Genomic DNA, 26,038 nt, shown 5'->3' with positions numbered 1-26,038 from the left:
ACTTATTTTGCTATTATCTTAAACTCTTCTTCAAAGCCACTCTTTGTTCGAAGTTTTACTATAAATGTTCCTGCTTTGGATAGTGTAAACGGCGTTACTTTACCTACCACAGGAATTGATTTTTCTAAACTTCCCGCAATAGTGTATACTTGTAGTTTTGCCCCTTTCAACATATCCTCATCCAGATCTGTTTCCAAACTGATTACTTCTAAAGCATTCACCGGATTAGGATATACCTTTGTTGACGAACTCTTAAGGAGTGCACTTCCCTGACAGGTAGAAAAACTTTTCCCGTCTGCTGTCGTCATCCTTACAGAATACAAAGCAGCTTTATCGAGAATGTCGGTTTCTTTACCTCCGGCAGAATAATATTGTTTGTTGGTTCCAATCTTTTCTCCATTTCTAAACCATTGGTAATCTTTGAAAACGTAACCTCCATTTGTAGCCGCATTATTATTAACAGCTAAAATATTGTTCCACTTCTGTACTACTATACTATTGAAAGGAATTGGCACTTCTACTTTCAGCGTATAGCTTTTGCTTGCTATACCATCTGCGGCAGTTACTGTGATAACCTTCTCATACAAACCCGGCTTTTTCACATCCATAGAGAAAGACTTGCCTCCACTTACTATGGCTCCGGTAGCAGGAATAACGGCCACATCGATCTTATCCGCTGAGGAACCACAATCTAAGACATAAGTATTCTCAATATCCCAATCATCGCCATTTACTTTCAGCGAGCTTATGTCGGTATCTGAATACATATCGCTCAGGTTAGGAACAATATATTTATCCTTGTCTGCATCTAACTTGTAGTAGAAAGCAACACTAAAATTATATAATGGATAATGTTTTCCATCAATAACATTCCCTGAAGCATCCATTGGTTCTCCACTTGTAGTAGGAGAATTGTTCCATGTTTTATGTTCGTAATTGAAGAATGCCTGATAGTCATCGCTATCGCGCAGATTTCCATGTCCTCGCAAGTTTCGCCCTGACAATGTAGCATCTACACCCGCATAAGTAACCTCGATAGCTCCATCCAGGTTATTGGCACAAGTAATAAGGACACAATCCTGTTCCGATCCGTCTATCACTACGTTCTGAATGCTTTGCTCTACATCGTTCAGATAAATGTTAAATCCATAATTAGGCATTTCTAATAAGGTTTTGTTATCAAGTACCAATGGCAGCTTCGGAGCAATGTATTTTATACGTACTTGCTTTTGATTTCCTTCAATACGAGAGATTTCTATTGGTTGCAGTGGTGTAAAAGTTTCACCTAAAACCTTCGTTTTATATATCACCTTCCCTATCATTTCGCCATACCAACGGTAACCATTTGCATCCAAGTGCCCTCCAACGTCTGTCATCGGATAGATGGGTCCAACACATATAATATCACTATTTGCATTCGCAGCTTCGAGTTGCGCCATTCCTATTTCTAAGCTTCTACCTTTTGTATATTGAGCTCCTGCCTGATAGGTATAGAAAACCGGATTGTCAGCCTGCTGATAATGTGCTTTAGCATCTGCTTGCATATTATTTTTTAGCGTCATAAGTAAATTCTTATATGTCGCTTTATCTCCCGATGCAGTCCCCTCGTGTCCATCAAGTCCTGTACCATACTCGTTGTAATAATTGAATTCTCCTTGCATGAATATGATAGCCGGACAAGAAATAGTACTGTTGGTTCTGTCAATAATCGTTTTTGCTTTTTCCAGAGCTGTGATATAATTATTATATAATACTTCCGAGCCTTGGTATTCTTTCGAAAGCTCTTCTATATTCTTTCCACTTGTTCCACTCGATGTTGCCAAAATACGATTCTCTTTACCCGTAGCATCATGCATTAACGGAACTTGCTTACGTAAATGATTGACAGCTCCGTGCAACGGACTCTCACCCAAAGCTGTACCATATTCGGTAGCTACTAAAGGGCTCAATGTGTTTAGTGCCTGATTTCCATAGTTTATCCAGACTTGGCTTCCTATCATATAGTTTCCATCAAGGTTATCGGTAGACAGCTTATCCGATTCATGCCCTGTAGACAAGCTTTGTCCGTACATGATGTAATGCTCATAGTTGTGAGAGTTGGAGATCGGAGTCGTTGCATTTGTGTTATATACCCTAAATTCATGTATCGACCAGTAACCACCCGGATTAGTTCCTGTCTGAACAATGCGGATATATCTGTACTTCTGCGACTCAAACTTTATAATAAAGCTATTCGGGCTGCCATTACCTGTATGTATAGGGCTTCCCCATGTTGTACCGTCATTAGAGACATATACTTCGTAAGAAACAGGAAAATCATTCGGACTTTTGGTACAGTCCAACACCAATTTATCAAACTCCTGTTCTTTTCTCATATCTACCATAAACCACTGTCCCGGAGCTTGAAGAGCTTCTGTATCCCATCGGGTTTCATCATTATAATCTATTGCATTCTGAGCCGCATTCGTATTATTCGATGCAGAAGCAATCCATCCTGTCATATCCAGAGGAACTTCCTCGGCTACTTCTTCAGACTTATAAACATAAAATTCGTGGATTGACCAGTACAAGTCTTTCGATCCGGTTTGGTTTATTTTTATGTATCGTCCTTTTACTGTTTGGTCTAGGATAACAAACAACATGTTGCTATTCCCTTTTCCTGTAGCTACACTATTCCACGAAGCCCCATCGCTTGACACGAGAATCTCATAACCTACAGGATAATCTCCCGAGCTGGCTGAATAATCAAGAATAATAGCATCAATATCTTTTTCTTCGTTCATATCTACCAAGAACCATTGCCCCGGAGCTTGAACCGCTTCAGTATCCCATCGGGTAGCAGGATTACCATCCAATGCGTTTCTTGCGCCATTTGTATTATTCGATGCAGAAGCCGACCAGCCTGTACGGTCGTAAACATTTTCGCCTGACAGCTTTGGAGAATGGGCAAGGTTATTTTTCCAAAGTTTCACATTGGCAGTATTAATTCCCGAAGAGTTTGTTATCGATGAAACGACTGACAATCCTGCTTCTCCTCCACCTATCAAAAGGTTGTTGACAGGCATAACAGATGAAGCCTGAAGGCTCAACTCTGAGCCGGAAGCTAATGAAGCCAATCCTGTTTGTCCCGGATGATGGAAGTGTGCTGTTTGCATTTCTACCTTTCCTCCCGACAATGCAAGGCCTTTTGTTGGATTTCCCCAATAGTCTGAATTAAAGAAAGTAACCTTCCCTGTAAAGTTCGGGCTTGTTTCAATATATCGGCTATCGCTACCAAAAGCAACGATCTGGGTATTGATAAGATCAAAAGACTCGATTCCGCTTCCAACTACCTTGAATGCACTTATACTACCGTCTATACCCAATCCTAAAGATGAGCCTTTGGCATTGTCATTCAGGATAAAACCATTATGCCCTCCAAAGATAAAGTCGTTATATAAGCGTAAGTTTTCACACGAACCCACCTCTAAAAACTGAAGATGATTTGTTCCATGCACGTAAGAAGCGTCGATGAGATTTCCTTCACTACTCGGATTAGGAGAATTTGGCCAGCTTCCCCATTTCGATTCGCCACCGTAGGCATAAGCGTTTACATTCACATGTACATTTTGTACAATCCCGTCTTTGGAGTTGCCACCGATCTTTACCCCGGATGTAAACACATGTCCCATGACATAGTCTACAAAATGATTATCACATTTGTAAGTAAACAAATCGAGAAATTTATCTGTAGCCCTTACCCCTATATTTATAACATACGTATTAGCTCCTGTAGCCTGTATACAATAAGGATATGATGGCATATTAGGTAGTAAACGTGCATCCTGTTCGGGATAATTAAATGCCAGTGCACGAATACCGCTATTTGAAGACAATTTAATAAATGGAGTTCCGTTCGGATTGCCTTTATCTGCATAAGCTTCTATAATACTACCTTTGCCAAGTGGAGAAGAAGGAATATCAGATGCCCCTCTTAGCTCTACCCCCGAAGGAATTGTCAGGTGTCCCAAGACTTTATACTTACCCGGAGGAAGAAAAACAATCCCTCCGCCATCAGTTCCGGCCTGATTCAAGGCTGTTTGTATGGCATTCGTATTATCGGTTGTCCCGTTTCCTATAGCATTGTATGGTGCAGCCGCAGCATTGTAAAGCATTTCTCTCGATGGCTTTCTGCTCTGATCCTGTATTTTTTCAAAGCTTGGTACTTGTGCCATAGAAACAGGCGTATGGTCTATTACATTTTCGAGAATAGATTTATTCTTGATATCAACCTCTTTCGAGAAACGATTTCCATTTAAAATAGACCTTGCAGCAATACCAATAGTTATCTGCGGCTTATCATTGTTGAAATCATTATTATTGGCAACAAGCGAACCTCCGCCGATGTTGATTGCACCTTTGCTTACTAACGACTGATTCAACAAAATTTTTGTCCCCGATGATTTATCCACTGAAATAGCCTCGGAGGTAGCTTCAATCTGAGAAGCTTGTATCTGAAATACTCCGCCTGTATTCGGTCTGAAAGAAAATCCGGTTTCACAATTTTGTATTTTCAGGTTAGAACACAAGAGACCTACATCATTCACAGCTTCTGCATAGACAGCTGTTTTACAATCCTTAAACGTCAAATCATAATAATGTCCGTTTGGAGTAAAACCTTCGCTGCCTGCCGACATCGAATAGCCCAATAGTATTCCTTTATTGTATTTTTCTACATGAACATACGTAGTATACGACCAGTCGTTCCTGCGCATTACGATTCCTGTCCCATGCTCGTATATCCAGTTTGCAAAAGCGCTTCCGGCAGCAGGAGAGCCTGTCAACCCTGATGAGGCCCAATAACTTGGTGAGAAATCGATATTCTCAATTCGCCCTACATCACCTATATTATCTATTTCTACACCTACCGAAAGCGGTGTTCCATACATTCCATTTACAATAGGGCAGCCGCCTGTATTTGTTCTCGAATACATGAGCCCGATATATGAATTTACAAATGTCACGTTCTTTGCATTCGCAAAGTCATTACCCCAATAGCCGGGTTTTCCGAACAAAATAGATGGGGGATATGCAACTATATTATCGGGGTTCTGTTCGGGATACCAAATAGCGATATCCATAACAGCCGATGCAGATTCGAGAGTGAGCAAAGGCGAGCCATTCACATCGCCCCTACCGGCAAATCCCATAAGGATCGTACCACCTATCGGCTCTCCTTTCACAGGCTTTTTCCAATCGCCACGGAGAATAACTCCTTTAGGAATTATCAGTCCGCCATTGATTACATATTTGCCATCGGGCAGATAAAGAGCACCTCCACCCCATGTTGCTATGTCGTTTAAAGCTGTTTGTATCGCAGCTGTATTATCGGTGACTCCGTCACCCACAATACCTCTATCGGTAGCCGATAAGGCGGAAACAAAAGTTTCTAATTTAGGATACTGATCCGCCCCCGAGGCCTTCCACGATTGTCCGTACAATGGACTATACACTCCAAAAATAAAGAGTATAATCCAAACAAGAGATTGTCTTGTAAACACTCTGTAATGTGAAGAATTTTCCATGATTGATAATGTTTTTGATAAAAAATTAGATTATATAGGCATATAAAGAGCGTGTAGACGGCTCTAACGGTTACGTTTCGAGCCGACCACTTTAATTGTTTACGACAATAAGCTCTTCAACAGTTTTTCTAAGAAATCAGTGCTTTCTGAAGATGAAAAGAAGCTGCTGAAATCTATTTCGATGGCATTAGATTATACTTTTCAGATAACCTGATATCGGAAGAAGACGCTCCAACCATAAATTCATATACTCCTTCAGGAACTACAAATTTTCCCAACTCTTCATTCCAATATCTCAACTGTTCTTTTTTGATTTCAATTTCAATTCTCTTTGTTTCTCCTTTCTTTATAAAGCTTCTTTTAAAACCTTTCAATTCTTTAATAGGCATTATTACTCCTGTTTCGGGTAACTTTACATATACCTGCGAAACTTCATCACCATCCATCTTACCGGTATTCTTCAGGTCGAAAACCAGATTTACGAATTCGTTATTTTCGGTCAGTCTAAGATTCTTATATACGAAAGATGTATAACTTAGACCATATCCGAAAGGATATAAGGGTTTCCCTTTGAAGTACTGATAGCCCCTTCCTTTGGTTACATCATAATCATCAAAAGCAGGAACTTCATTCAAGCTGCTATAGTATGTAAGAGGTAGTCTTCCGGCGGGATTATAACGACCAAATAATACCTCGGCTACAGCCTTTCCTCCCTGTTCGCCGGGATACCAAGCATTAACAATCGCCGGAATTTTGTCTTCCATCCAGTTGATTGCAAGAGAACTTCCTGCAACCAATACAACCGTAATATTTGGATTCACTTTATAGATTTCCTGTATAAATTCCATCTGATCAGCAGGCAAGTGTATATCGTATCGGTCTTGTCCTTCTCTCTCTATCGTTTTATTGATACCTAATACAGCAACTACCTGCTCGCACTCGCGAACTGCTTTACCCGCTTCGCCATACATATCAAGTCGCTGTTGTGTGCCTATAGTTGGTATTTTCCAGTAAAGCTTAGCAATAGAATTATCGCGATTATTAAAATATTCAGCTCTAAGATCATACTCCTTCCCTGCTTCAAAATAGTAAGTAACCGAATCTGTAGCAATGCTCCTTTCTTGCCAAGCATCTATGAGTTTTTCTCCATTGATGAAAAGACGAGAACCATCATCGGCTGTATAGTACAATGTATAATTTCCCGACACGGTGGGTTTGAGTTTCCCTGTCCAACGGATAGATAATGGAAAAGGCGGAATAAAGGGATCGGGAGCCTGATTAGCAGGCTCAAAATTTACCCATTCCTCGGTACGCACCTTCGGTGTACCCGATAGTTCCATATTTGTAAAATATTCCGATTTCAATCCTTGTGGAAAATAAGACGCAGATATCATTTCTTTTCCATCGGCAGCAGATTTCCATGGTGCATATACGACTTTCACATCCTTCCCTACCTGATCTTTTATTCCTTGCAGTATAGAGATGGGGGCATTGGCGGGAATACCGCTATAATCTCCGAACTCACTATTACCGGCATTTATACCTACAACTGCTATTGATTTTATCTTTTTAGGATTTAATGGTAATGCCTTGTCTTTGTTTTTCAACAAGACAATACTCTGACGTGCGGATTCGAGAGCCAGTTCTTTGTGTTTTTCTGAACCTATCACCGAAGGCGATATTTTGCTGTACGGGTTATGATCAGGATCATCAAATAATCCTAATTTCATACGTGCCCGCAGCACTCTGTATGCAGCAGAATCGATGTCAGCTTGCGAAACCATATACTGATTGTATGCATTCAAAAGAGGTTGCATATATACATCATCGCCACACTCGAGATCAAGTCCGGCTTTGATTGAAAGTGTTGCTGCGGCTTCTTTTGTCTTTACATATTTCATCGCCGAAACCAGAAGGCTTGGACCTCCACAGTCTGAAACAACATATCCGTTAAATCCCCAATCGTTCCTTAAAACTTTGGTCAACAACCAAGGGTTTGCCGTACACGGAACATCATTAATGGCATTGTAAGCCGACATGATGGACGCTGATTTCCCTTCTCTTACACACATTTCGAAGGCAGGAAGATAATATTCCCTCAATTGCCTTTCCGATATCTGAGGATTCGCCGTAAAACGATTATGTTCTTCGTTATTTGCAGCAAAATGTTTTGGAGTAGCTACTATCTTCAAATAAGTAGGATCGTCTCCCTGCAAGCCTTTTACAAATGCAGTACCTAAAACGCCCGACAAATAAGGATCTTCGCCATAGGTTTCGGGAGTACGCCCCCAACGTGGGTCACGAGCCATATTCACGGTAGGAGACCAAAATGTAAGAAGGTCTGTAAAGCGTTCTTTTTGAAGCCTACCTTGCTCCAGTTGATTCCATCTCGCACGTGCTTCGTCAGAAATGGCTGTTGCTATCTGATAATGCAACTCTGGATTCCACATGCTGGCAAGTCCTATAGCTTGCGGAAAAACGGTGAACCGTCCGGGGCGTACCACTCCATGCAGAGCCTCATTTCCATGATAGTATTTAGGAATTTCTAAACGCGGAATACCGGACGAAGTGGCGGTAAGAAGGCTTATTTTTTCTTCTATCGTTAGTTTTGACAATAAGTCTATGATACGATCGTGCATAGGAGCTCTTTCGTCTCTGAATAATTGCTCTTGCTGTGCACATAATGGGATATGACTAACAAGTACAAGCCACATGATAAACAGTAGTTTACCATAACGTTTTCTAAAAAATATCATGCTTTATAATGTTGAATTATTTGTTAAATAGTTTTATAAACAGAAAGTATCAGAGCTTATTTGGTTTCGGTCTATTTATTTGATTAAAACAACGATACAGAGAAAATATATTTTGTATACTTCTGTACCGTTGTTACTTCAACCTTTTTTACCTAAATCTACATCATTATATACATCGACTCCCATCTATAACTTTTTCTATTTTTTTAAGGCTGTCTGAGAAGTGATTTTTGAACTTCTCATGACAGCCTCTTATAATCATTATGGTATTGTTATTTCTTTAATCTCAGAATAATTATATCCCTTTACGATAGGATCTGCAACACGTGCTCCGGCTCTGAGGTAGAATTTGCGTCCCGACTTAAGCCCGTCGATAGTCATAGAATGCTCGGTTGCATAGATCGTAGCATTAGTCATACCTTTCAGGTCTAGTTCATTTCGTCCGTAATCGCTTATGTATGCACCATTACCCACAAAGGATGTATTGTTTACAAAAACCTTCGCATCGGTAACCTGATACATATCCACCTCGCTCGAAATCTTGAACTTGACAGTAGCAGAAGTTCCATTCTGAATGATATCTGTTATTTCGAGATGTAAATATGGTTCAACTGTGAAATCTTGAGTTACTGTACCTTTGATATCTATTTCTACCGGATCGATGGGAACAAAAGGGCCATTTTCTAAAGTAACTCTGTAGTGTCCTTTGAAAATCATGGAATTGAAATATGTCCCATCCTGCTTATTCCCAAAGTATTGAGGGGTTGGAGTATCACTCCAGCTCAATTCTTCGAGCTTGATACGCATATGCCCTGTTTCGGTCATCATCGGTTTTCCCGTAAATTTGTCATAAACAGTTCCTTTGAGCGTTTCTTTCGGTGAATCAAAATCATCAATATCTGTCATACAAGATGTAACAGTGAATGCGATTGTGATGAAGAATAAATATTTAAATATCTTTTTCATAACTCCTGATTTTTAATATAGTGGATTATTCGGTAATAGATTAGGGTTCTTACCTATTTCACCACCAGGTATAGGTTCGTAATATTGTATTATATTGAATGTGTACCCTGTACGATGAGGCTCTTCCGCCTTCTTAAATATCCATTTATTCTCATTGATGATATAATATGGATAAAGGGCATGGTAGCGTTTCTCTCTTATTTGTTCACCTATTCTCCAACGACGCAAATCCCACCAAGTCTGGTTTTCGAAGGCTAATTCACATTGACGCTCTGTTCTGATTTTATCTATTGTCAATTCAGAAAGGTTTAACGAGTTGTCGCCACCCCTGCTTCTTATCTTGTTGATCTGAGCCAAAGCTTCTGCTTTCATTTCGCCTGTTCCCAATTCAAATGCAGCTTCTGCCCTATTAAGGAGTACCTCTGCATAGCGGATATCAATCCACGCTTGGGTAGACTTCCAAAGATTTGCTTCAGCAACACTTACTTTATAATTGTTGTACTTCCTCATGTGCAAGCCAGTAGGACTGGATGGCGATGCAGCTGTACCAATACCATCATACCCTATAATGTTGTATTCTTTACCATTGGTCGCTTTATATTTTGCATAAATATCATTGGTTCTTATCGGCTCTGCTGTAAGGCTATAATTCTCATAGAGTCCTGCCTGAACATCAACCACTTTTCCTCTGAAAACTTCTCCCGGGAAGAGGGCTATTGCTCTCTGACGTGGAGCTAAAGTAGTCAACAGATCTTCTCTTGCATTGAATTTTATAGGATTGCCTTGCGTGTCGTTTACCTTTACTTCTCCAAGCATTTCAACAACATCCAATGTAGGGCAAAGAGCACCCGCATAGCTACTCGAACTAGACCGTGGTGAAGCAAATGCATCCCAGCTGTGACGTGATCCCTCTACATTGTCCATATAAACGAAGTCTTTTATAAACACGTTTTCGGGGCTATTCGTATCCAAGAATACATCTACATAGTTTTGCACCAAATCCGAATTTTTTTGATACAGATCATAATGACCTTCAAGCAACTTAGCGGCATCGTAACTCTGCTTAAAATAATCTGTAGCTCTACCTTCAGGTATACCAACCAATCCGGCATCGTGAGCAGGAGTTCCTACAAAGTAATCTTTGCCATATTTGGCGATAGAACCGGCAAACAACATAGCTCTGGATTTCAATGCAGCTGCAACATATTTATTAGCTCTGCCGGATACGCTTCTTTCGGGTAAGTGATCGACAGCCCATTGCAAATCTTCGCTAATAAAATCATAGACAGCTTCTTCCTTATCTCTCGGAACTCTCAGCTCCTCAATGGATTGTTCAGGATATGATTGCAATTCTTTTACGATAGGCACTCCACCATAGCGTTTTACCATTCCAAAGTAATAGTATGCCCGACAAAAACGAGCCTCAGCCAACCACGCATTCACTTGCTCTTCGGTATACTTTGAAGCATATTCTCCCAAGTATTTAAGAAAATAATTTGCATTACGAATATCTGAATAAGGCCAGTAACCAAAGCCATTCCCATTTATATCCCACTGTCTGAAATCATTTGCCTGAAGCCATTCTCCTGTATTTGCTCCTAATCCCCAGAAAGCTGTAAACTTATTAAAGCCTTCTGTTCTGTTATATTTGAAGTCCTCAATGGGCAACTCACTATACAAACGTGTCAAGTAGGCTGTTACACCCGATTCTGAGTTGAAGATATCTTTATCAGTCAATATATTAGGGGGATCAACTTCGAGATCGTTACAAGCAAAGAATCCTCCAACAACCAAAGCCAATAATAAATATTTTAATTTTTTCATAATAGTATATCTTTAAAAAGTAAGACTAAAGCCGACATTATATGTACGAGTTAATGGATACATATAGCCATATAAGTCATTTTCGGGTTTATCATTAGCATCTGCTCCTCCGCCCGGATGCTCCGGATCGATATATTTCAAGCCTGTAAGAGTAAACAGGTTATAAGCATTTACATAGATGCGGGCATTGCTTACCCCAACCTTTGTTGTCAGTTTTTTAGGCAATGTATAGCCAAGCTCTATAGACTTCAGACGCAAATATGCCGCATTCTGAACTGCTCTTGTACCTTCGCCCCATGCCGACCCGTTACCTGTCATCGGGAAGAATCCTGAAGTCCATTCTGTATTCGGATCATAAACATCGGCATTAGGATCTGTCGGATGCCAACGATCCATAAAGAAATCTAAGGTGTTCTTATCAAACGCTAATGGCACATTTAACATTTCGTAATATCTTGTCCACGACTTAGCTGTTCCCTGAAATAGCATATTTATATCTATACCTTTATATTCAGCAGCCAGAGTAATACCATAATTTATATAAGGCAATTCTCTTGTGGCAATAGGAGTTTCGTCCCAACCATCAATAACACCGTCTCCATTCAGATCTTTATAGTAATAATCTCCCGGCAATGTAGCATGATTTCCTCCGCCTGCATTGACGTCATAATTAAGGATCTGGTCGTAAGAGGTAAATTGTCCGCCATAGGTTTGTCCCCACCAGATATTTTTGTAACGATTATTGTAATTACCTTTCCAATGTTCGTATGAGTTACCTGCACGTCCTTGCTCGAAATAGTCGTTTTTGGTACGAGTAAGCGACATGTTTGCAGAAACATTATAAACAAAATCACTAACTTTATTTCTGTGAGTCAAAACAACCTCATATCCCATTGTTTTATCACTATTCAGGTTCTCCTGAGGAAGTTTAGCTCCATAAGTTCCCGGTAGTGAAAGTAAACGGTCTGTAAACAGCCCTTCTCTTTTTCTGATAAAATAGTCATATTGGAAACCAAGTAAACCATCCCATAGGTCGATATCTACTCCAATATTAAATGTCTTAGAGGTGTACCATGTAAGGTATGTATTGGCTATACCACGGAATCCGATACCATTAATAAACTCACCTCCAAATACAGCACCTCCCGAAGGATAATCATATCCGGTAAGGAATTGATAATTTAATGCTCCGTCATCACCCATTTCACCATAGCTGGATCTGATCTTCAGATTATTAATAAAAGATAGTGGCTCAAACTCCTTCACAAACTTTTCTTCCGAAATTCTCCAACCGGCAGATGCAGATGGGAACCATCCCCAACGACCATTTGAACTAAATTTGGATGAACCGTCACGTCTGAAGCTGAATTCGAGTAAATATTTTGACGCATAATCATAGTTAATACGACCTACAAAACTTTTTCGCTGCTGATCATAAAGTCCTCCTGCATCCATACCTGCAATCTGACCGTCTGCATCACCCGCAAACAGGTGTAAAACCTCTAAGGAAAGATTACGTTGTGCATTGAAGTTGTCTCCTTCATTACCACTTTCTTCATAAAGGAACAACGCCTTCACATTGTGTTTTTCGAAGAATGTACGGTCATAATTTAAAGACAGCTGCATCAAATTTGAAATATTTTTACCAAATCCACGTGCAACTTTAGACGGTGTATTTTTCACATACTCATTATATGTATCATTTCCTGTATCATATTTGTAAAGTGAGTATGTTCTCACATAATTCTTCCAGTCATTATCTTTATAGTCGTAGCTATACATTGCTTTTGCCGAAAGACCTTTCACTCCGGGTACATCAAAGATCAATGCCAAAGATGACTGAAAAGAACGTCCTTTATTATTAAAGTATCCCGACTTGTTAGGATCCATCAACAACAACGGGTTTTCGTCTGTTTCGGCTGTAGGATACAGTGGATTGTTATTGGCATATATCGACTCTGTTGATTTTGCCAACCATGTATTCTTAATCAGGTTCCAAGAACCGCCATTGATATCGTTGCGTTCGTCCATCATACCCGCTACCCTGAATTCACTTCTCAAAAAGCTTGTAATCTTAGCATCAACATTGGCTCTTACATTCCACTTATCATAATTCGGATATTTAGTCTTGGTTATACCATCTTGTTTCATATATCCAAGATTAAAGAAGTATGATATATTTTTAGAAGATCCCGCCATATTCAACGAATGTTGAGACTGAGGAGTTATATCTCTCATAACAGCACCTCTCCAATCGGATGAAACACGAGTACCATTATTGAAAGCTTCAAACTCACTCTCTCCGTACGGAAGTGGTACAGGGTTAACATAGTTATTGTTGAAATTTCTTCTTGATGCCTCGTTCTTCAATGTCATATATTGAATTGCATCAGTACTGTTAGGAAAGCCAATAGGTTGCTGGAATCCGAAGTTAGCCGAATATGTTATATCAAACTTACTGCCTTCCGAGTTTCCTTTTCTTGTAGTGATCAGGATTACACCGTTAGCCGCCCGTACACCATAAATAGCGGCAGACGCATCTTTAAGTACCGATATACTCTCTATTTCGTTCGGGTCCATTCGAGCAAAGTCGTCGCGCGGCACACCATCTATTACTACCAAGGGATTTCCTAATCCTCGAATATCGAACCGGTTATTAAAGCTACCGGGCTCGGAACTTCTCTGAACAACCCTTACCCCGGGAATCTTCCCGGTCATCATGTTCACTAAGCTCTCATTTTTTGTTGTACTTATTTCTTTATTATTTATTGCAGAAACAGCACCTGTAAGGGTAGTCTTTTTTTGAGTTCCGTAACCCACCACTACAACCTCATCTAAAACCTGACGATTTTCTTCTAGTATTATAGACAGATTATTCTGATTATTTACAGGTACTTCTTTCTTACTGAATCCTATATATGATACAATTAGTACATCATTTCGGGAAGTTTCGATACTAAACTTACCGTCAACATCAGTCATTGTTGCTTTTGTAGTACCTTTGATGGTAACCGATGCTCCTATGATCGGATCATTTGATGAATCATATACAGTACCCTTTGTTATCTGGGTTTGTGAATATGCCAAAAGCGACATAAACATAAATAAGAGAAGAAATAGAAACCGTGTATGCAAGTTCCTGAATCTTTCTTTCGGAATTGATTTTTCTTGATATTTTTTCATAATCTATTTATTGTTTTTCAAAAAAACGGTTAAACAATTTTCATTACAATTTTAAGGCTCAGTCAGGAGGTGTTTAATAAGAACATACTAAAAGGAGATTTTTAAGGTTATAAAAATATGATTAGTCGTTAACGTTCGTCAAAGTAAAAGAGGAGTACTTAAAAAAGCAGAAGAATAAATGTTAGTTCTGTATTAAATATTTATTAAAATGCATTTAATTAGAATTAAGCATCCTTTTATGATTGTATCTCTCTCATTAGTAACCAATACCAAAACCGACCAATTTTCTCAAACCAGTCTATTTTATTATTAAGTATAGTCTCTTGCTATCATATACGAGAGGAACATCCGAGCATTTTAATTCAATAAAGGCATTTATCTCTTCTAACTTCTTATTTATAGAGACAAAAATAATCAAATGCTTCATAGAATTACTTCTTTTGAGAAATTAAAGAATGTAAAGCAGAGACTATGAATTCTTTCCTGATAACAAAAAATATAATATCTTAGAACCTAATTAACGACATATTGATGAATATAGACAAGATATCGGAAGAAAGGCTTTTTCAGAACAATACAAAAGAAGAAATAATTCGCTGGTGCCGCCAATTGCAGTTTTTCCATTACATGCGTTCGCGTGGAGGACACAACTGTGAGGGCGATTCGTTCTGTGTTTACTTCCAATATGACTACAGAGAGGACTTAATTGCTAAACTTTCGCAGATAGGAGTAGCCTTAAATACCTTGGCCGAAGGAGCAATTGCTTTCGATCCGTTAGAATCGTATTCTATCGATGATCTGGACAAACTTAGAATAGTAATACCACACTTCTGTGATTTGGAACAGCCTCAATACGTAGAGATATACGGATACAAGGCGCATGTGTGGGTAATGAACAACCGTTTCGAAATTTCGATATCAGGTAATAAAGACGAACAAACATATAAAGTCTCAGAAGAAGACTTCGAAGTATGCCTTGCTCTGGAAAAAGAATTTGACAAACTGGGATGGGGATCAATTTTAGACGAAGAGATCAAAAATCAAATTCATTGCATATCCAAAGAGAAGTATCCTGAATTATTCGAATAAGCGTCTAATATTTTACGTACACTATATTCTACGGAGGGGTACGATATAAATGTTTTAAAACATTTTTCAGCCCTCAAAAACTTTATAACAATCTATTATATTGCTATTTACTCTACACAGCATAAAATATGTGTGCGCACACATATTGATTAGTTATCATTAATAGTTATATTTGCAATAATTTGTGTGTGCGCACACAATTAATAAATGAAGTTAACTGGCAAACCTGATTCAAGAAAATAAAACCATAAAGCTCATGAAACACTTTCTAGATGACAATTTTGTATTGCAAAATGAAACAGCTCAGCAGTTATATCACGAGCATGCTAAATCCTTGCCTATTATAGACTACCATTGTCACCTCGATCCTAAAATGATTGCAGAAGATTATCAATTCGACAATCTGGGAGAGATCTGGTTGAGTGGAGATCACTACAAATGGCGTGCAATGCGTACAAATGGCATTAGCGAAAGATTTTGTACAGGAAAAGACACCAGCGATTGGGAAAAGTTTGAGAAATGGGCAGAAACCGTACCCTACACCATGCGTAACCCACTATATCACTGGACACACCTGGAATTAAAGACAGCTTTTGGTATTACCAAGTTGCTAAAACCTGAGACAGCAAAAGAGATATATGATGAGTGCACAGCAAAACTTCGCACACCCGAATTCTCAGCTCGGGGATTGATGAAGCATTACAACGTTGAGGCTGTATGCACCACGGATGATCCTGTAGATTCATTGGAATATCATGTAGCCTTAAAAAATGAAGGCTTTCCTATAAAAGTACTCCCCACATGGCGTCCCGATAAAGTAATGGCAGTAGAAGTGCCTCATGTATTTCGTATCTATGTAGAGAAGCTATCTCAAGTTTCGGGAATATCTATCAGTAACTTTACTGACTTGATTACTGCTCTTCGCAAACGCCACGACTTCTTTGCCGGTGTAGGCTGCAAGCTCTCCGATCACGGTATGGAAGAGTTTTATGCCGAAGACTATACTCAGAAGGAAATAGAGGCTATTTTCAACAAAGTATATGGAGGTAAAGAGCTATCACAGGAAGAGATCATCAAATTCAAATCTGCCATACTCGTAGAAGGCGCAATCATGGATTGGGAAAAAGGCTGGACTCAGCAGTTTCATTACGGTGTTATCCGAAATAACAATACGCGCCTCTTTAAGCAAGCAGGAGCAGATACAGGGTTCGACTCCATTGGCGATTTCACAGTAGCTAAAGCATTGTCAAAGTTTCTTGACAGACTGGACGTTGACAACAAATTGACTAAAACAATCATATATAACCTAAACCCGCGCGATAATGATATGATTGCAACCATGATTGGCAACTTTCAGGATGGTTCTGTTGCAGGAAAAATACAGTTCGGATCGGGCTGGTGGTTCCTCGACCAAAAAGCGGGGATGGAAGCTCAAATAAATTCTCTATCAAATCTTGGACTACTGAGCCGCTTTGTAGGCATGTTAACAGACTCCCGAAGCTTTTTGTCGTACCCTCGTCACGAGTATTTCCGTCGTATACTATGCAACCTCATCGGAACAGATATTGAACAAGGGTTACTCCCCTATTCCGAATTGCCATTTCTGGGCAAATTGGTTGAGGACGTGTCGTATTACAATGCCAAAAACTTCTTTAAATTCTAAAGGTCAATCTTAAAATATAAAATCGGACTGATGACGATATGGGCACTTTATCTACTGACAAGTTACATTAAACCTTAAGCAGATATTGTAAACTCAAAAAACAATAGAAATGAAGAAATTATATCTCATAATACTATCTACGATATTCTTATTAGCCTGTTCCGAAAAGGATGTTATAATTACGATCGAAAACCCGACGGATTTTGATCGGATGACAGAATTAGTAGAAATACCCATCGATAGCATCAAGAATAGGATTGTGGTATCAGATAGTCTGGTTTATATCATTAAAACGACCGAAGGTGAAATTATACCTTCGCAAGTGACATACGACCGCAAAATTATTTTTCAACCACAACTAAAAGCAAACGAATCAAAGTCATTTATGATAGAAACAGGCGAGGTTCAGCACTTTACAGCAAAAACATTCGGACGGCTTCTTTCCGGACATAAAGATGGCTTCGTTTGGGAAAACGACCGTGTGGCGTTCCGTATGTATGGTCCTGCCGGTATTGAAACAGATAGTCCCGGGAACGGTATAAATATCTGGTATAAACGCACCAATAACCTTATCATAGACAAATGGTATAAAGAAGATACCTCTGGAACAATATCTTATCAAGAAGATCCGAACGAGGGACTCAATGATTACAAGACAGGCTATAGCCTTGGAGCAGGTGCTATGTCTCCTTATGTAGACAGCAAACTTTGGCTGAACGAAAACTTTGTATCAGAAGAACTCCTTGATAATGGTCCATTGCGCACAACGTTCAAACTGACTTATAATAACCTGAATATAAACGCACAATCAGTAGCCGAAAGCAGAACAATATCTTTAGATGCAGGCTCTCAATTATCAAAAGTTATTCAGGCATACACCATAAAAGAAACAATGCCTGTAGCTGCGGGCTTTGTTAAACGAGAAAAAGGAGATTCAATTATCAGCTCTCTAGACAAGAACTATATTATTTACGCCGAACCAACAACACCCAAAACGTCCGGCGTATATCTAGGACTTGTTTTTCTTCAAGGTATGACAGAAAGCAAGATAGACACGTATGAGATAATTAATCCTGTAACAAACAAAAAAGAAAGACAAACTCATGTTCTGGGAGTTACAGCCCAACAACCCAACATTCCGGTAACATATTATACAGGTTATGGTTGGTCTGAATTTGGGTTCCCTATGTTGAGTGATTTTGAGCGATATATCCAAACCTTTTCAGAAGGGTTAAAACATCCATTGATAATTAAATATAACTAAACGCTAGAATATTATTAGAATCATAACAATGAAGAAAGTTGTAACATTCGGGGAAATCATGCTACGCCTTAGTGCTCCCGGATATCAAAGATTTATACAGTCAACAAGCTTGAACGCTACATTTGGAGGCGGAGAGGCCAACGTAGCCGTATCACTATCCAACTATGGTATTCCTACCGACTATGTAACTCGCTTGCCTGAGAATGATATAGCAGAATGGTGCATCTCTGATCTGAGAAAGTACAATGTAGGTGTTCAGAATATTATACGAGGTGGTGACCGTGTAGGCATTTATTATCTGGAGACTGGCGCAGTTGCCCGTGCTTCGAAAGTTATTTACGACAGGGCTAATTCTGCTATGGCAGACATAAAACCAGGAATGATAGACTGGGAAGAAGTAATTAAAGATGCCCAATGGTTTCACTGGACAGGCATCACCCCGGCTCTATCGCAAGGAGCGGCAGACGCATGCTTGGAAGCGATCAAAATAGCAAACAAAAAAGGTATTACAGTTTCTACAGACCTCAACTACAGAAAAAACCTCTGGAAATATGGCAAGTCAGCCTCTGATATTATGCCGGCTTTGGTTGAAGGTTGTGATATCATTTTAGGCAATGAGGAAGATGCTGAAAAGGTTTTCGGTATCAAGCCCGAAGGTTTTGACGTAGCACATACTGCAGGAGATGTGGATGCTGCAGAATTTGAGTCGGTATGCACTCAGTTGAAGAAACGCTTTCCACGTGCTAAGAAAGTGATTATCACATTGCGTGGATCCATTAATGCAAACCATAATACATGGGGAGGTTGCTTATATTCCGATAAGCTTTATCAATCGAAAAGATATGACATCACACACATCGTTGATCGTGTGGGCGGAGGAGACTCTTTTATGGGTGGGCTTATCTACGGACTTATCACCTACCCTGCTGACGATCAGAAGGCACTCGATTTTGCGGTTGCAGCATCATGTCTGAAACATACAATATATGCCGATTATAACCTTGTAACAGTAGCCGAAGTAGAAAACCTGATGAAAGGGGATGGCTCGGGTCGTGTTTCAAGATAAAAATTGAAAAAATAAAAAATAGTAAACAACTAAAATATGAACAGCAAGCGGGTATGATAACTCGATCCATTGTTTTTATTGATATATATATAAAACATACCTGCTTGCTCGTTCATGCTCTTTGATACAATACCTTTTAATTCTAAAATAAAACGACTATAGATGGCACGATTTTCAAGAATAAAAGCCTGTCAAGTAATGGCAGAGACAGGAATGGTTCCTGTTTTTTATCATAACGACCTCGAAACCTCCAAACAAGTACTCAAAGCCTGTTATGAAGGAGGTGTAAGAGTATTCGAGTTCACCAATCGAGGTGATTTTGCGCATGAAATATTCGGAGAGCTTAATAAGTGGGCAGCTAAAGAATGCCCCGAAATGATATTGGGTATCGGATCGGTTGTCGATGCCGGTACAGCATCTTTGTTTTTACAGCTTGGAGCCAACTTTGTGGTAGGCCCATTATTAAATCCTGATATCTTCAAAGTGTGTAACCGCAGGCAAGTAGCGTATATTCCCGGTTGCGGATCGGTATCCGAAGTTGGTTATGCACAAGAGTTGGGAGCAGAAGTAGTAAAAATCTTTCCGGCAGGTGATGTGGGAGGTCCTTCTTTTGTGAAGAACCTAAAAGCTCCGATGCCATGGTCGAATATTATGGTGACAGGCGGAGTAGAACCCACTGAAGAAAATCTGACGAAATGGTTTAAAGCCGGTGTTACTTGTGTGGGTATGGGTTCAAACCTATTCCCGAAAGAGATTATCGCAGCGAAAGATTGGGGTAGAATAACGCAAATGTGTAAGATGGCTCTTGAGATAATAGCTAAAGCAAAAACAATATAAAAACACCTTATGAATACCGGAAAAACAAAAATGACAAATTACAGGTGGACCATCTGCCTGATGCTTTTCTTTGCTACTACGATCAACTATCTCGACAGACAAGTACTATCCCTTACTTGGGACGAATTCATAAAACCTGAATTCCATTGGGATGAAAACCACTATGGAACAATCACTTCCATGTTTTCTTTTATATATGCAGTCTGTATGCTGTTTGCAGGTCGTTTTATCGACTGGATGGGCAGCAAAAAAGGATTCCTTTGGGCTATCGGAGTATGGTCGGTAGGAGCATGCCTTCATGCTGTCTGCGGACTGGTAACCGAAGCACATGTCGGTCTGCATAGTGCAGCAGAATTGGCTGCGGCGACAGGCGATGTTGCTGTAGTAATCGCTACTTTCAGCATGTATTGTTTCTTACTTGCCCGTTGCATATTAGCCTTGGGCGAGGCTGGTAACTTCCCCGCTGCAATCAAGGTAACGGCCGAATACTTCCCGAAGAAAGACAGAGCTTATGCAACCAGCATCTTTAATGCCGGAGCATCTATTGGCGCATTAGTCGCACCACTGAGTATCCCTTTGCTGGCAAAGTGCTGGGGTTGGGAAATGGCTTTTATCGTAATTGGAGCATTAGGCTTTATTTGGATGGGGTTTTGGATATTTATATATGACGCACCGGCAAAGAGCAAGCATGTAAATGAAGCTGAGTTGACATATATAGAACAAGACCGAAATGAAGAAGGTATTATAGATACCGGAAAAGCGGAGGATGAGAAAAAGATACCTTTCTGGAAATGCTTTTCATACAAGCAGACATGGGCTTTTGCCGCAGGCAAATTCATGACCGACGGGGTCTGGTGGTTCTTCCTTTTCTGGACACCTTCATATCTGAATACACAATTTGGAATAAAGACCTCCGAAGGATTGGGTATTGCATTGATATTTACACTATATGCAATCACCATGCTTTCTGTTTTGGGAGGAAAATTACCAACCATCATTATGAACAGGACAGGAATGAATCCATACGCCGCACGCATGAGAGCGATGCTTATCTTTGCTTTCTTCCCGCTGGTTGTATTATTTGCACAACCGCTGGGTACTATTTCGCCGTGGCTACCTGTCATAACCATTGGTATAGGCTGTGCAGCACATCAATCGTGGTCGGCTAATATTTTCTCTACCATAGGAGATATGTTCCCGAAAGGAGCTATTGCATCCATCACAGGGATAGGCGGTATGGCCGGAGGAATAAGCTCTATGATCTTACAAAAGTCTGCCGGAAAGCTCTTTGTCTACTCAGACGAAGTACAGCTTACATTTATGGGATTTGAAGGAAAGCCGGCAGGATACTTTATTATATTCTGTATATGTGCTTTTGCCTATCTTGTAGGTTGGGTTATAATGAAGAGCTTAGTTCCTCATTATAAACCAATCACTGATTTATAAGGTTTTAATTTTTACACACTAGGTCGATTAATAAAATGAGGCTATTCTAAAAAGAGGAAGAGGCTGTCCCCCAGAAAAAAGGACAGCCTCTTTAGTTTTGTTGTCTCACTAGGATTCGAACCTAGACAGGCAGATCCAGAATCTGCAGTGCTACCATTACACCATGAGACAATATTACTTTTGCGAGTACAAAAGTAATAATTATTTTATTTTGCGATCAACAGGAAGTAATTTTTCTTCCCTTTTTGTGCTATTATATATTTTCCGGCTATAAGAGATGAAGCGTCAATAGCATCGTCAAAGTTTTCCAGCTTCTCTTTATTGATCATTACACCTCCCGCTTGCACAGTCTTACGCATTTCTCCCTTCGAAGGAAAAACAGCAGCTTTCTCTGTCAACAGATCAACAGCTTTGATTCCTACTGCAAGCTCATCTTTCGAAATATCGAACGTGGGAACGCCTTCAAACACCTGAAGGAAAGTTTCCTCGTCCAGCTTCTTCAAAGCATCAGCTGTAGCATTGCCAAATAGGATATTTGAAGCTTCCACTGCCTGATTGTAATCGTCCTCAGAGTGAACCATTATGGTTATTTCTTTAGCAAGACGCTTTTGCAATGCTCTGAGATGAGGGGCTGCTTTTTGCTCAACAACCAAACCTTCTATCTCTTCTTTATCGAGTGCTGTAAATATCTTGATATATTTCTCTGCGTCTTCATCGCTTACGTTCAACCAAAACTGGTAAAATTTATAAGGAGATGTATATCTTCTGTCGAGCCATACATTGCCCGATTCTGTCTTACCGAATTTAGTACCATCGGCTTTAGTTATCAGAGGACACACAAGAGCAAAAGCCTCTCCTCCCGCTTTACGACGAATAAGTTCAGTCCCTGTGGTGATATTTCCCCACTGATCGGAACCTCCCATCTGAATACGACAACCCAGTGTCTGATATAAGTGAAGAAAGTCGTAACCTTGCATCAACTGGTATGAGAACTCAGTAAAAGACATTCCTTCCGAAGACTCTCCGTTAAGACGTTTCTTAACAGAATCTTTAGACATCATATAGTTCACTGTGATATGCTTTCCTATGTCGCGGATAAAGTTCAGGAAAGAGAAATCTTTCATCCAGTCATAGTTGTTTACCAATAAGGCTGCATTGGGTTTGTCAGACTCGAAATCGAGAAACTTAGCAAGTTGCTTTTTCAACGATTCCTGATTATGGCGGAGAGTTGCTTCGTCCAATAGGTTACGTTCGGCTGACTTCATAGAAGGGTCACCAATCATACCTGTAGCTCCTCCGATGAGAGCTATCGGGCGATGTCCTGCACGTTGAAAATGCTTCAAAATCATTACGCCCACCAAGTGTCCGATGTGCAATGAGTCGGCTGTAGGGTCGATACCCACATAGCCCGAAGTTAATTCTTTTTGCAGTTGCTCTTCCGTACCCGGCATGATTTCATGGATCATACCTCTCCATCTTAATTCTTCAACAAAATTCATCGAATCAGTTTTATTAATGTACTATGTAACTAAATTTTAGTTAGTGTGCAAAAATACGACCTTATTCCGAATAGAAAAAAAGTTATTACAAATAATTTAGTATCCATACTTTACTTCTTTTTATTTAATAATCATATTTCTAAGATCAGTGAGGAACAAAAGGTGACAATTCTCAAAAACAACATCAAACTATAGAACAGCACCTTAACCCTAAAAAGGTGACAAAAGTGACACTTTTAACCTCATTTCTTTCTGTCACCTTTTTATTGAACCTCTGTTCTTATATAGATAATTTTTTAGGGTACTTGATAATAATGAACTCCAACAAAAAAGAAGGCTCACAAATAATTTGTGAACCCCCTTCCATGAAATAGTTGCCTAAAACCTATTTACTTCCTTTTAGTTTTTCTTCCAGCATTTTGATATAATAGCCTCCGACTACCGAACGGGCTTTAAATCCTCTGTAGTTTGGCTTATCTGTAAATACCCAATCGGACATTGGTATTCTGTCTACTGTTTCGTTCATAAACAAATGCAAAGGATCTATAAACTTCTCGAATGTCGCTTTATCATCAGCAAGCGTAGCAGTCCATATTATCCAGTCTGTCTTGGTATATGTTTCACGATTGTCGAGAGGTAGTCCGTATTTGTTTTGTTTGCCTAAATAGTAAGCGATTTCTTTCTGAGCTACTTCGTCAGGGAATATATTCATCTTTAGAAGCTTATTCCATACCAGATTATACTTCTGGCTCCATGTTCCCGGCTTGTCGAATGTAAGGCGATAATGATCTCCATCATCAGCCATCTTCATCCATTCCTGTGCCATTTCCTTAGCCTTAGCGGTATACTTTTCGGCAACATCTTTTTTCCCGAGCATATCCGCAAGCTTGCCATACGAAGCAACACCCATAATGGCCTTAACAGACAAATTCACATTGTGAGCAAAGTGACCGGCAAAGTCGTCTGTACACAACTGGTTCTCAGGATCGAGACCGTATTCCACAAGGTAATCTGTCCATGTAGTCAGTACATCCCAATGTTTCTCCGCATACTTGGCGTTGCCTTCCATAGCAGCGATAGCAGCTGTAAGAGCGAGCATATTACCTCCTTCTTCTATCGGCATGTCCCCCCCGTAAGTTTGTCCGTTAGCCAATGGATAAGTACCAACATCATGAGCAGGGAAAGGTTTTGTCCATTTACCGCTTTCGCTATAATAGAATATATGGTTCAATAGACCTTTAGCCAGTTCAGGATTGTAATACAAGAACAACGGTGCTGACGGATATGTTACATCCACTGTACCAATAGAGCCATTACTATTGTTTTCTTTCGACAAGAATAGTAAATCACCATTCGGGGCTTTCACCAATTTATGAGCTGTAATAGCTTGACGATATGCCAAAGCACAAAGTTCTGCATATTTCTTTCCTCCCGCCAGAGATGCTTTATCCATTAGCTCTTTATCAAACGCATAGCATTTTTCTATCAGTTTGTTGTATTCTTTATTTGCCGCATGAAATTGTCCTGCAATAGTCTGGTTGCCGTCCTGATTCCAATAAGGGCGAAGGTTATCTCCAAAATATTGTATCGAATAGATATCATCATAACCAATCATTACTTTTCCTGAAAAGCTTTCGACAGAGCCGAGATTATGAGTCAAAGACATTTTCGACTTTTCATTTTCTCCTGTGGTTGCTTGCCCGTCCTGAACGTTGTTGACGAAATTAGTTCTCAAAGTATTACTCTCTCCAATATTAACCGATACATTATTTTTTTCGGCGACCAAATAGAAATACCCCCAGTCGATGCGCAGATCGTCGCCTTTTTTAGCGAGTATATTCTGTTCCTTGCTTCCCGATTTAAGGAATAACAAACCATTGTCTTCAAAGCTCTGGCTTACCGACTCCTGATAAGGTTGGTCAAGAGCCCAGCGTGGAGAAGCTTCGAAGTATATTTGTACATCATGAGCCTTTCCATCATTAGCCACAACCTGATAGGTAATATAATTTACAGGACGAGTTAGTAGGTTCAAATCATCCATAAACAGAGGAGCAGAGAAAGTCAATTTCAGATCAACCTCACCACAAGCAAATGTGTAATGCGTCTGCGTGGCTTGCACATCTACAGATTTTTGCACGGCAGTTTTTTCGAGAGCTGTATGCATCTCTTTCTGTACCAGCAAACCAAAATCCAACAGTCCGTTACCCACAGGGTTCTTACACTGAGCAGCTATCAAGTTATCCCCTTTCTTTAGTGCATTCACAACATCTGCCGACAATTTAATCATTGCATTTTTGTTGCATGTCGAACCTGTATTATGTACTTCAATACCATTGATGTAAAAAACGGCATCGTCATCATTCGAAAACTCCAGATAGATTTGTTTTCCTTGTACATCCTCATCTAAAACGATGTGTCTTCTGACCCAGATATTTTCGGTTGTCCAATCTGTTTTAGCTGTAGGCTCATTTATCTTTGTACCGAATGCACCTTTATCTTTTTTCCAAGACGAATCGTTGAAATTATTATCTTTCCAGTTTGCTGCCGGCTGCGTAGTCGTATAGCTTCCATACCATTCGCCTTGCTCCGATGTTGGTACAAGAGGATCCAACTCTACATCTTCAGTACCCATAAAACGATAGGCAACGCCATCCACCTTTATGGCTCCTATAAGCGGAAAGTCTTTTCCTGTCCAGTGCTTTACAGCTCCATCGTACAGATTGTCTGTCATAGACCACGCACTGGTGTATGGGTCTATTGTAACCAAAGGGTACGCAGGTGCTCTTAATTCATTCTTAACCACTTCATAATCTTTCACACCACTGCTTTTACATGCAAGTAAGCCAAACAGCGGAAGAAGATATAACACAATGCTCTTCAT

At 39.8% G+C, this 26,038-nt stretch carries 13 protein-coding genes and 1 tRNA gene; 6 read left to right on the top strand and 8 right to left on the bottom strand.

Translation table 11 applies throughout. The features are described from left to right. Positions 1–2 precede the first annotated feature (2 nt). The 5 genes from BGO84_RS13020 to BGO84_RS13000 form a co-directional block, all read right to left on the bottom strand. Complete coding sequence (locus BGO84_RS13020; RefSeq protein ID WP_291029757.1) at positions 3–5,564, bottom strand: discoidin domain-containing protein; 5,562 nt, start codon at positions 5,562–5,564, stop codon at positions 3–5. Between the two features lie 173 nt (positions 5,565–5,737). Continuing rightward, positions 5,738–8,278, bottom strand: a complete 2,541-nt coding sequence (locus tag BGO84_RS13015) for a glycoside hydrolase family 3 C-terminal domain-containing protein (protein ID WP_291029771.1) — start codon at positions 8,276–8,278, stop codon at positions 5,738–5,740. A 303-nt stretch (positions 8,279–8,581) separates the two neighbouring features. Continuing rightward, positions 8,582–9,286 carry a DUF3823 domain-containing protein gene (locus BGO84_RS13010; RefSeq protein WP_135104511.1) on the bottom strand — a complete coding sequence of 235 codons (705 nt, stop codon included), beginning with the start codon at positions 9,284–9,286 and terminating at the stop codon, positions 8,582–8,584. 12 nt (positions 9,287–9,298) lie between these two features. After that, positions 9,299–11,110, bottom strand: coding sequence for a RagB/SusD family nutrient uptake outer membrane protein (locus tag BGO84_RS13005; protein ID WP_291029755.1), 1,812 nt, complete (start codon positions 11,108–11,110; stop codon positions 9,299–9,301). 12 nt (positions 11,111–11,122) lie between these two features. Next, complete coding sequence (locus BGO84_RS13000) at positions 11,123–14,293, bottom strand: TonB-dependent receptor (protein WP_291029753.1); 3,171 nt, start codon at positions 14,291–14,293, stop codon at positions 11,123–11,125. 531 nt (positions 14,294–14,824) lie between these two features. Here BGO84_RS13000 and BGO84_RS12995 point away from each other — a divergent pair. From BGO84_RS12995 to BGO84_RS12970, 6 genes are all read left to right on the top strand, one after another. Next, positions 14,825–15,382: a hypothetical protein gene (locus BGO84_RS12995; protein ID WP_291029751.1), complete on the top strand. Its 558-nt coding sequence runs from the start codon at positions 14,825–14,827 to the stop codon at positions 15,380–15,382. 256 nt (positions 15,383–15,638) lie between these two features. Next, the gene (gene uxaC / locus BGO84_RS12990) at positions 15,639–17,045 is read left to right on the top strand and encodes a glucuronate isomerase (RefSeq protein ID WP_291029748.1); all 1,407 of its coding nucleotides are present in this window, start codon (positions 15,639–15,641) and stop codon (positions 17,043–17,045) included. A 109-nt stretch (positions 17,046–17,154) separates the two neighbouring features. Then, the gene (locus BGO84_RS12985; RefSeq protein WP_291029746.1) at positions 17,155–18,309 is read left to right on the top strand and encodes a DUF4861 family protein; all 1,155 of its coding nucleotides are present in this window, start codon (positions 17,155–17,157) and stop codon (positions 18,307–18,309) included. 28 nt (positions 18,310–18,337) lie between these two features. Then, positions 18,338–19,375 carry a sugar kinase gene (locus BGO84_RS12980; RefSeq protein ID WP_291029744.1) on the top strand — a complete coding sequence of 346 codons (1,038 nt, stop codon included), beginning with the start codon at positions 18,338–18,340 and terminating at the stop codon, positions 19,373–19,375. A gap of 162 nt (positions 19,376–19,537) precedes the next feature. Beyond that, complete coding sequence (locus BGO84_RS12975) at positions 19,538–20,212, top strand: bifunctional 4-hydroxy-2-oxoglutarate aldolase/2-dehydro-3-deoxy-phosphogluconate aldolase (RefSeq protein ID WP_291029742.1); 675 nt, start codon at positions 19,538–19,540, stop codon at positions 20,210–20,212. 9 nt (positions 20,213–20,221) lie between these two features. Further along, positions 20,222–21,658, top strand: a complete 1,437-nt coding sequence (locus BGO84_RS12970; protein WP_291029740.1) for an MFS transporter — start codon at positions 20,222–20,224, stop codon at positions 21,656–21,658. Positions 21,659–21,758: 100 nt separating this feature from the next. Here the strand turns inward: BGO84_RS12970 and BGO84_RS12965 are convergent. The 3 genes from BGO84_RS12965 to BGO84_RS12955 form a co-directional block, all read right to left on the bottom strand. Then, a tRNA-Gln gene (locus tag BGO84_RS12965) sits at positions 21,759–21,829 on the bottom strand. A 35-nt stretch (positions 21,830–21,864) separates the two neighbouring features. Then, positions 21,865–23,157 (bottom strand): tyrosine--tRNA ligase, encoded by a 1,293-nt coding sequence (gene tyrS, locus BGO84_RS12960; RefSeq protein ID WP_291029739.1) that lies wholly within the window; start codon positions 23,155–23,157, stop codon positions 21,865–21,867. Positions 23,158–23,542: 385 nt separating this feature from the next. After that, positions 23,543–26,038: a DUF4965 domain-containing protein gene (locus BGO84_RS12955; RefSeq protein ID WP_291029737.1), complete on the bottom strand. Its 2,496-nt coding sequence runs from the start codon at positions 26,036–26,038 to the stop codon at positions 23,543–23,545.

The organism is Dysgonomonas sp. 37-18, from assembly GCF_001899125.1.
In the GTDB taxonomy this organism is placed as follows: Bacteria; Bacteroidota; Bacteroidia; order Bacteroidales; family Dysgonomonadaceae; genus Dysgonomonas.
Note: the sequence above shows the minus strand (reverse complement) of the source record. Positions and strands in the feature narration are given on the sequence as shown.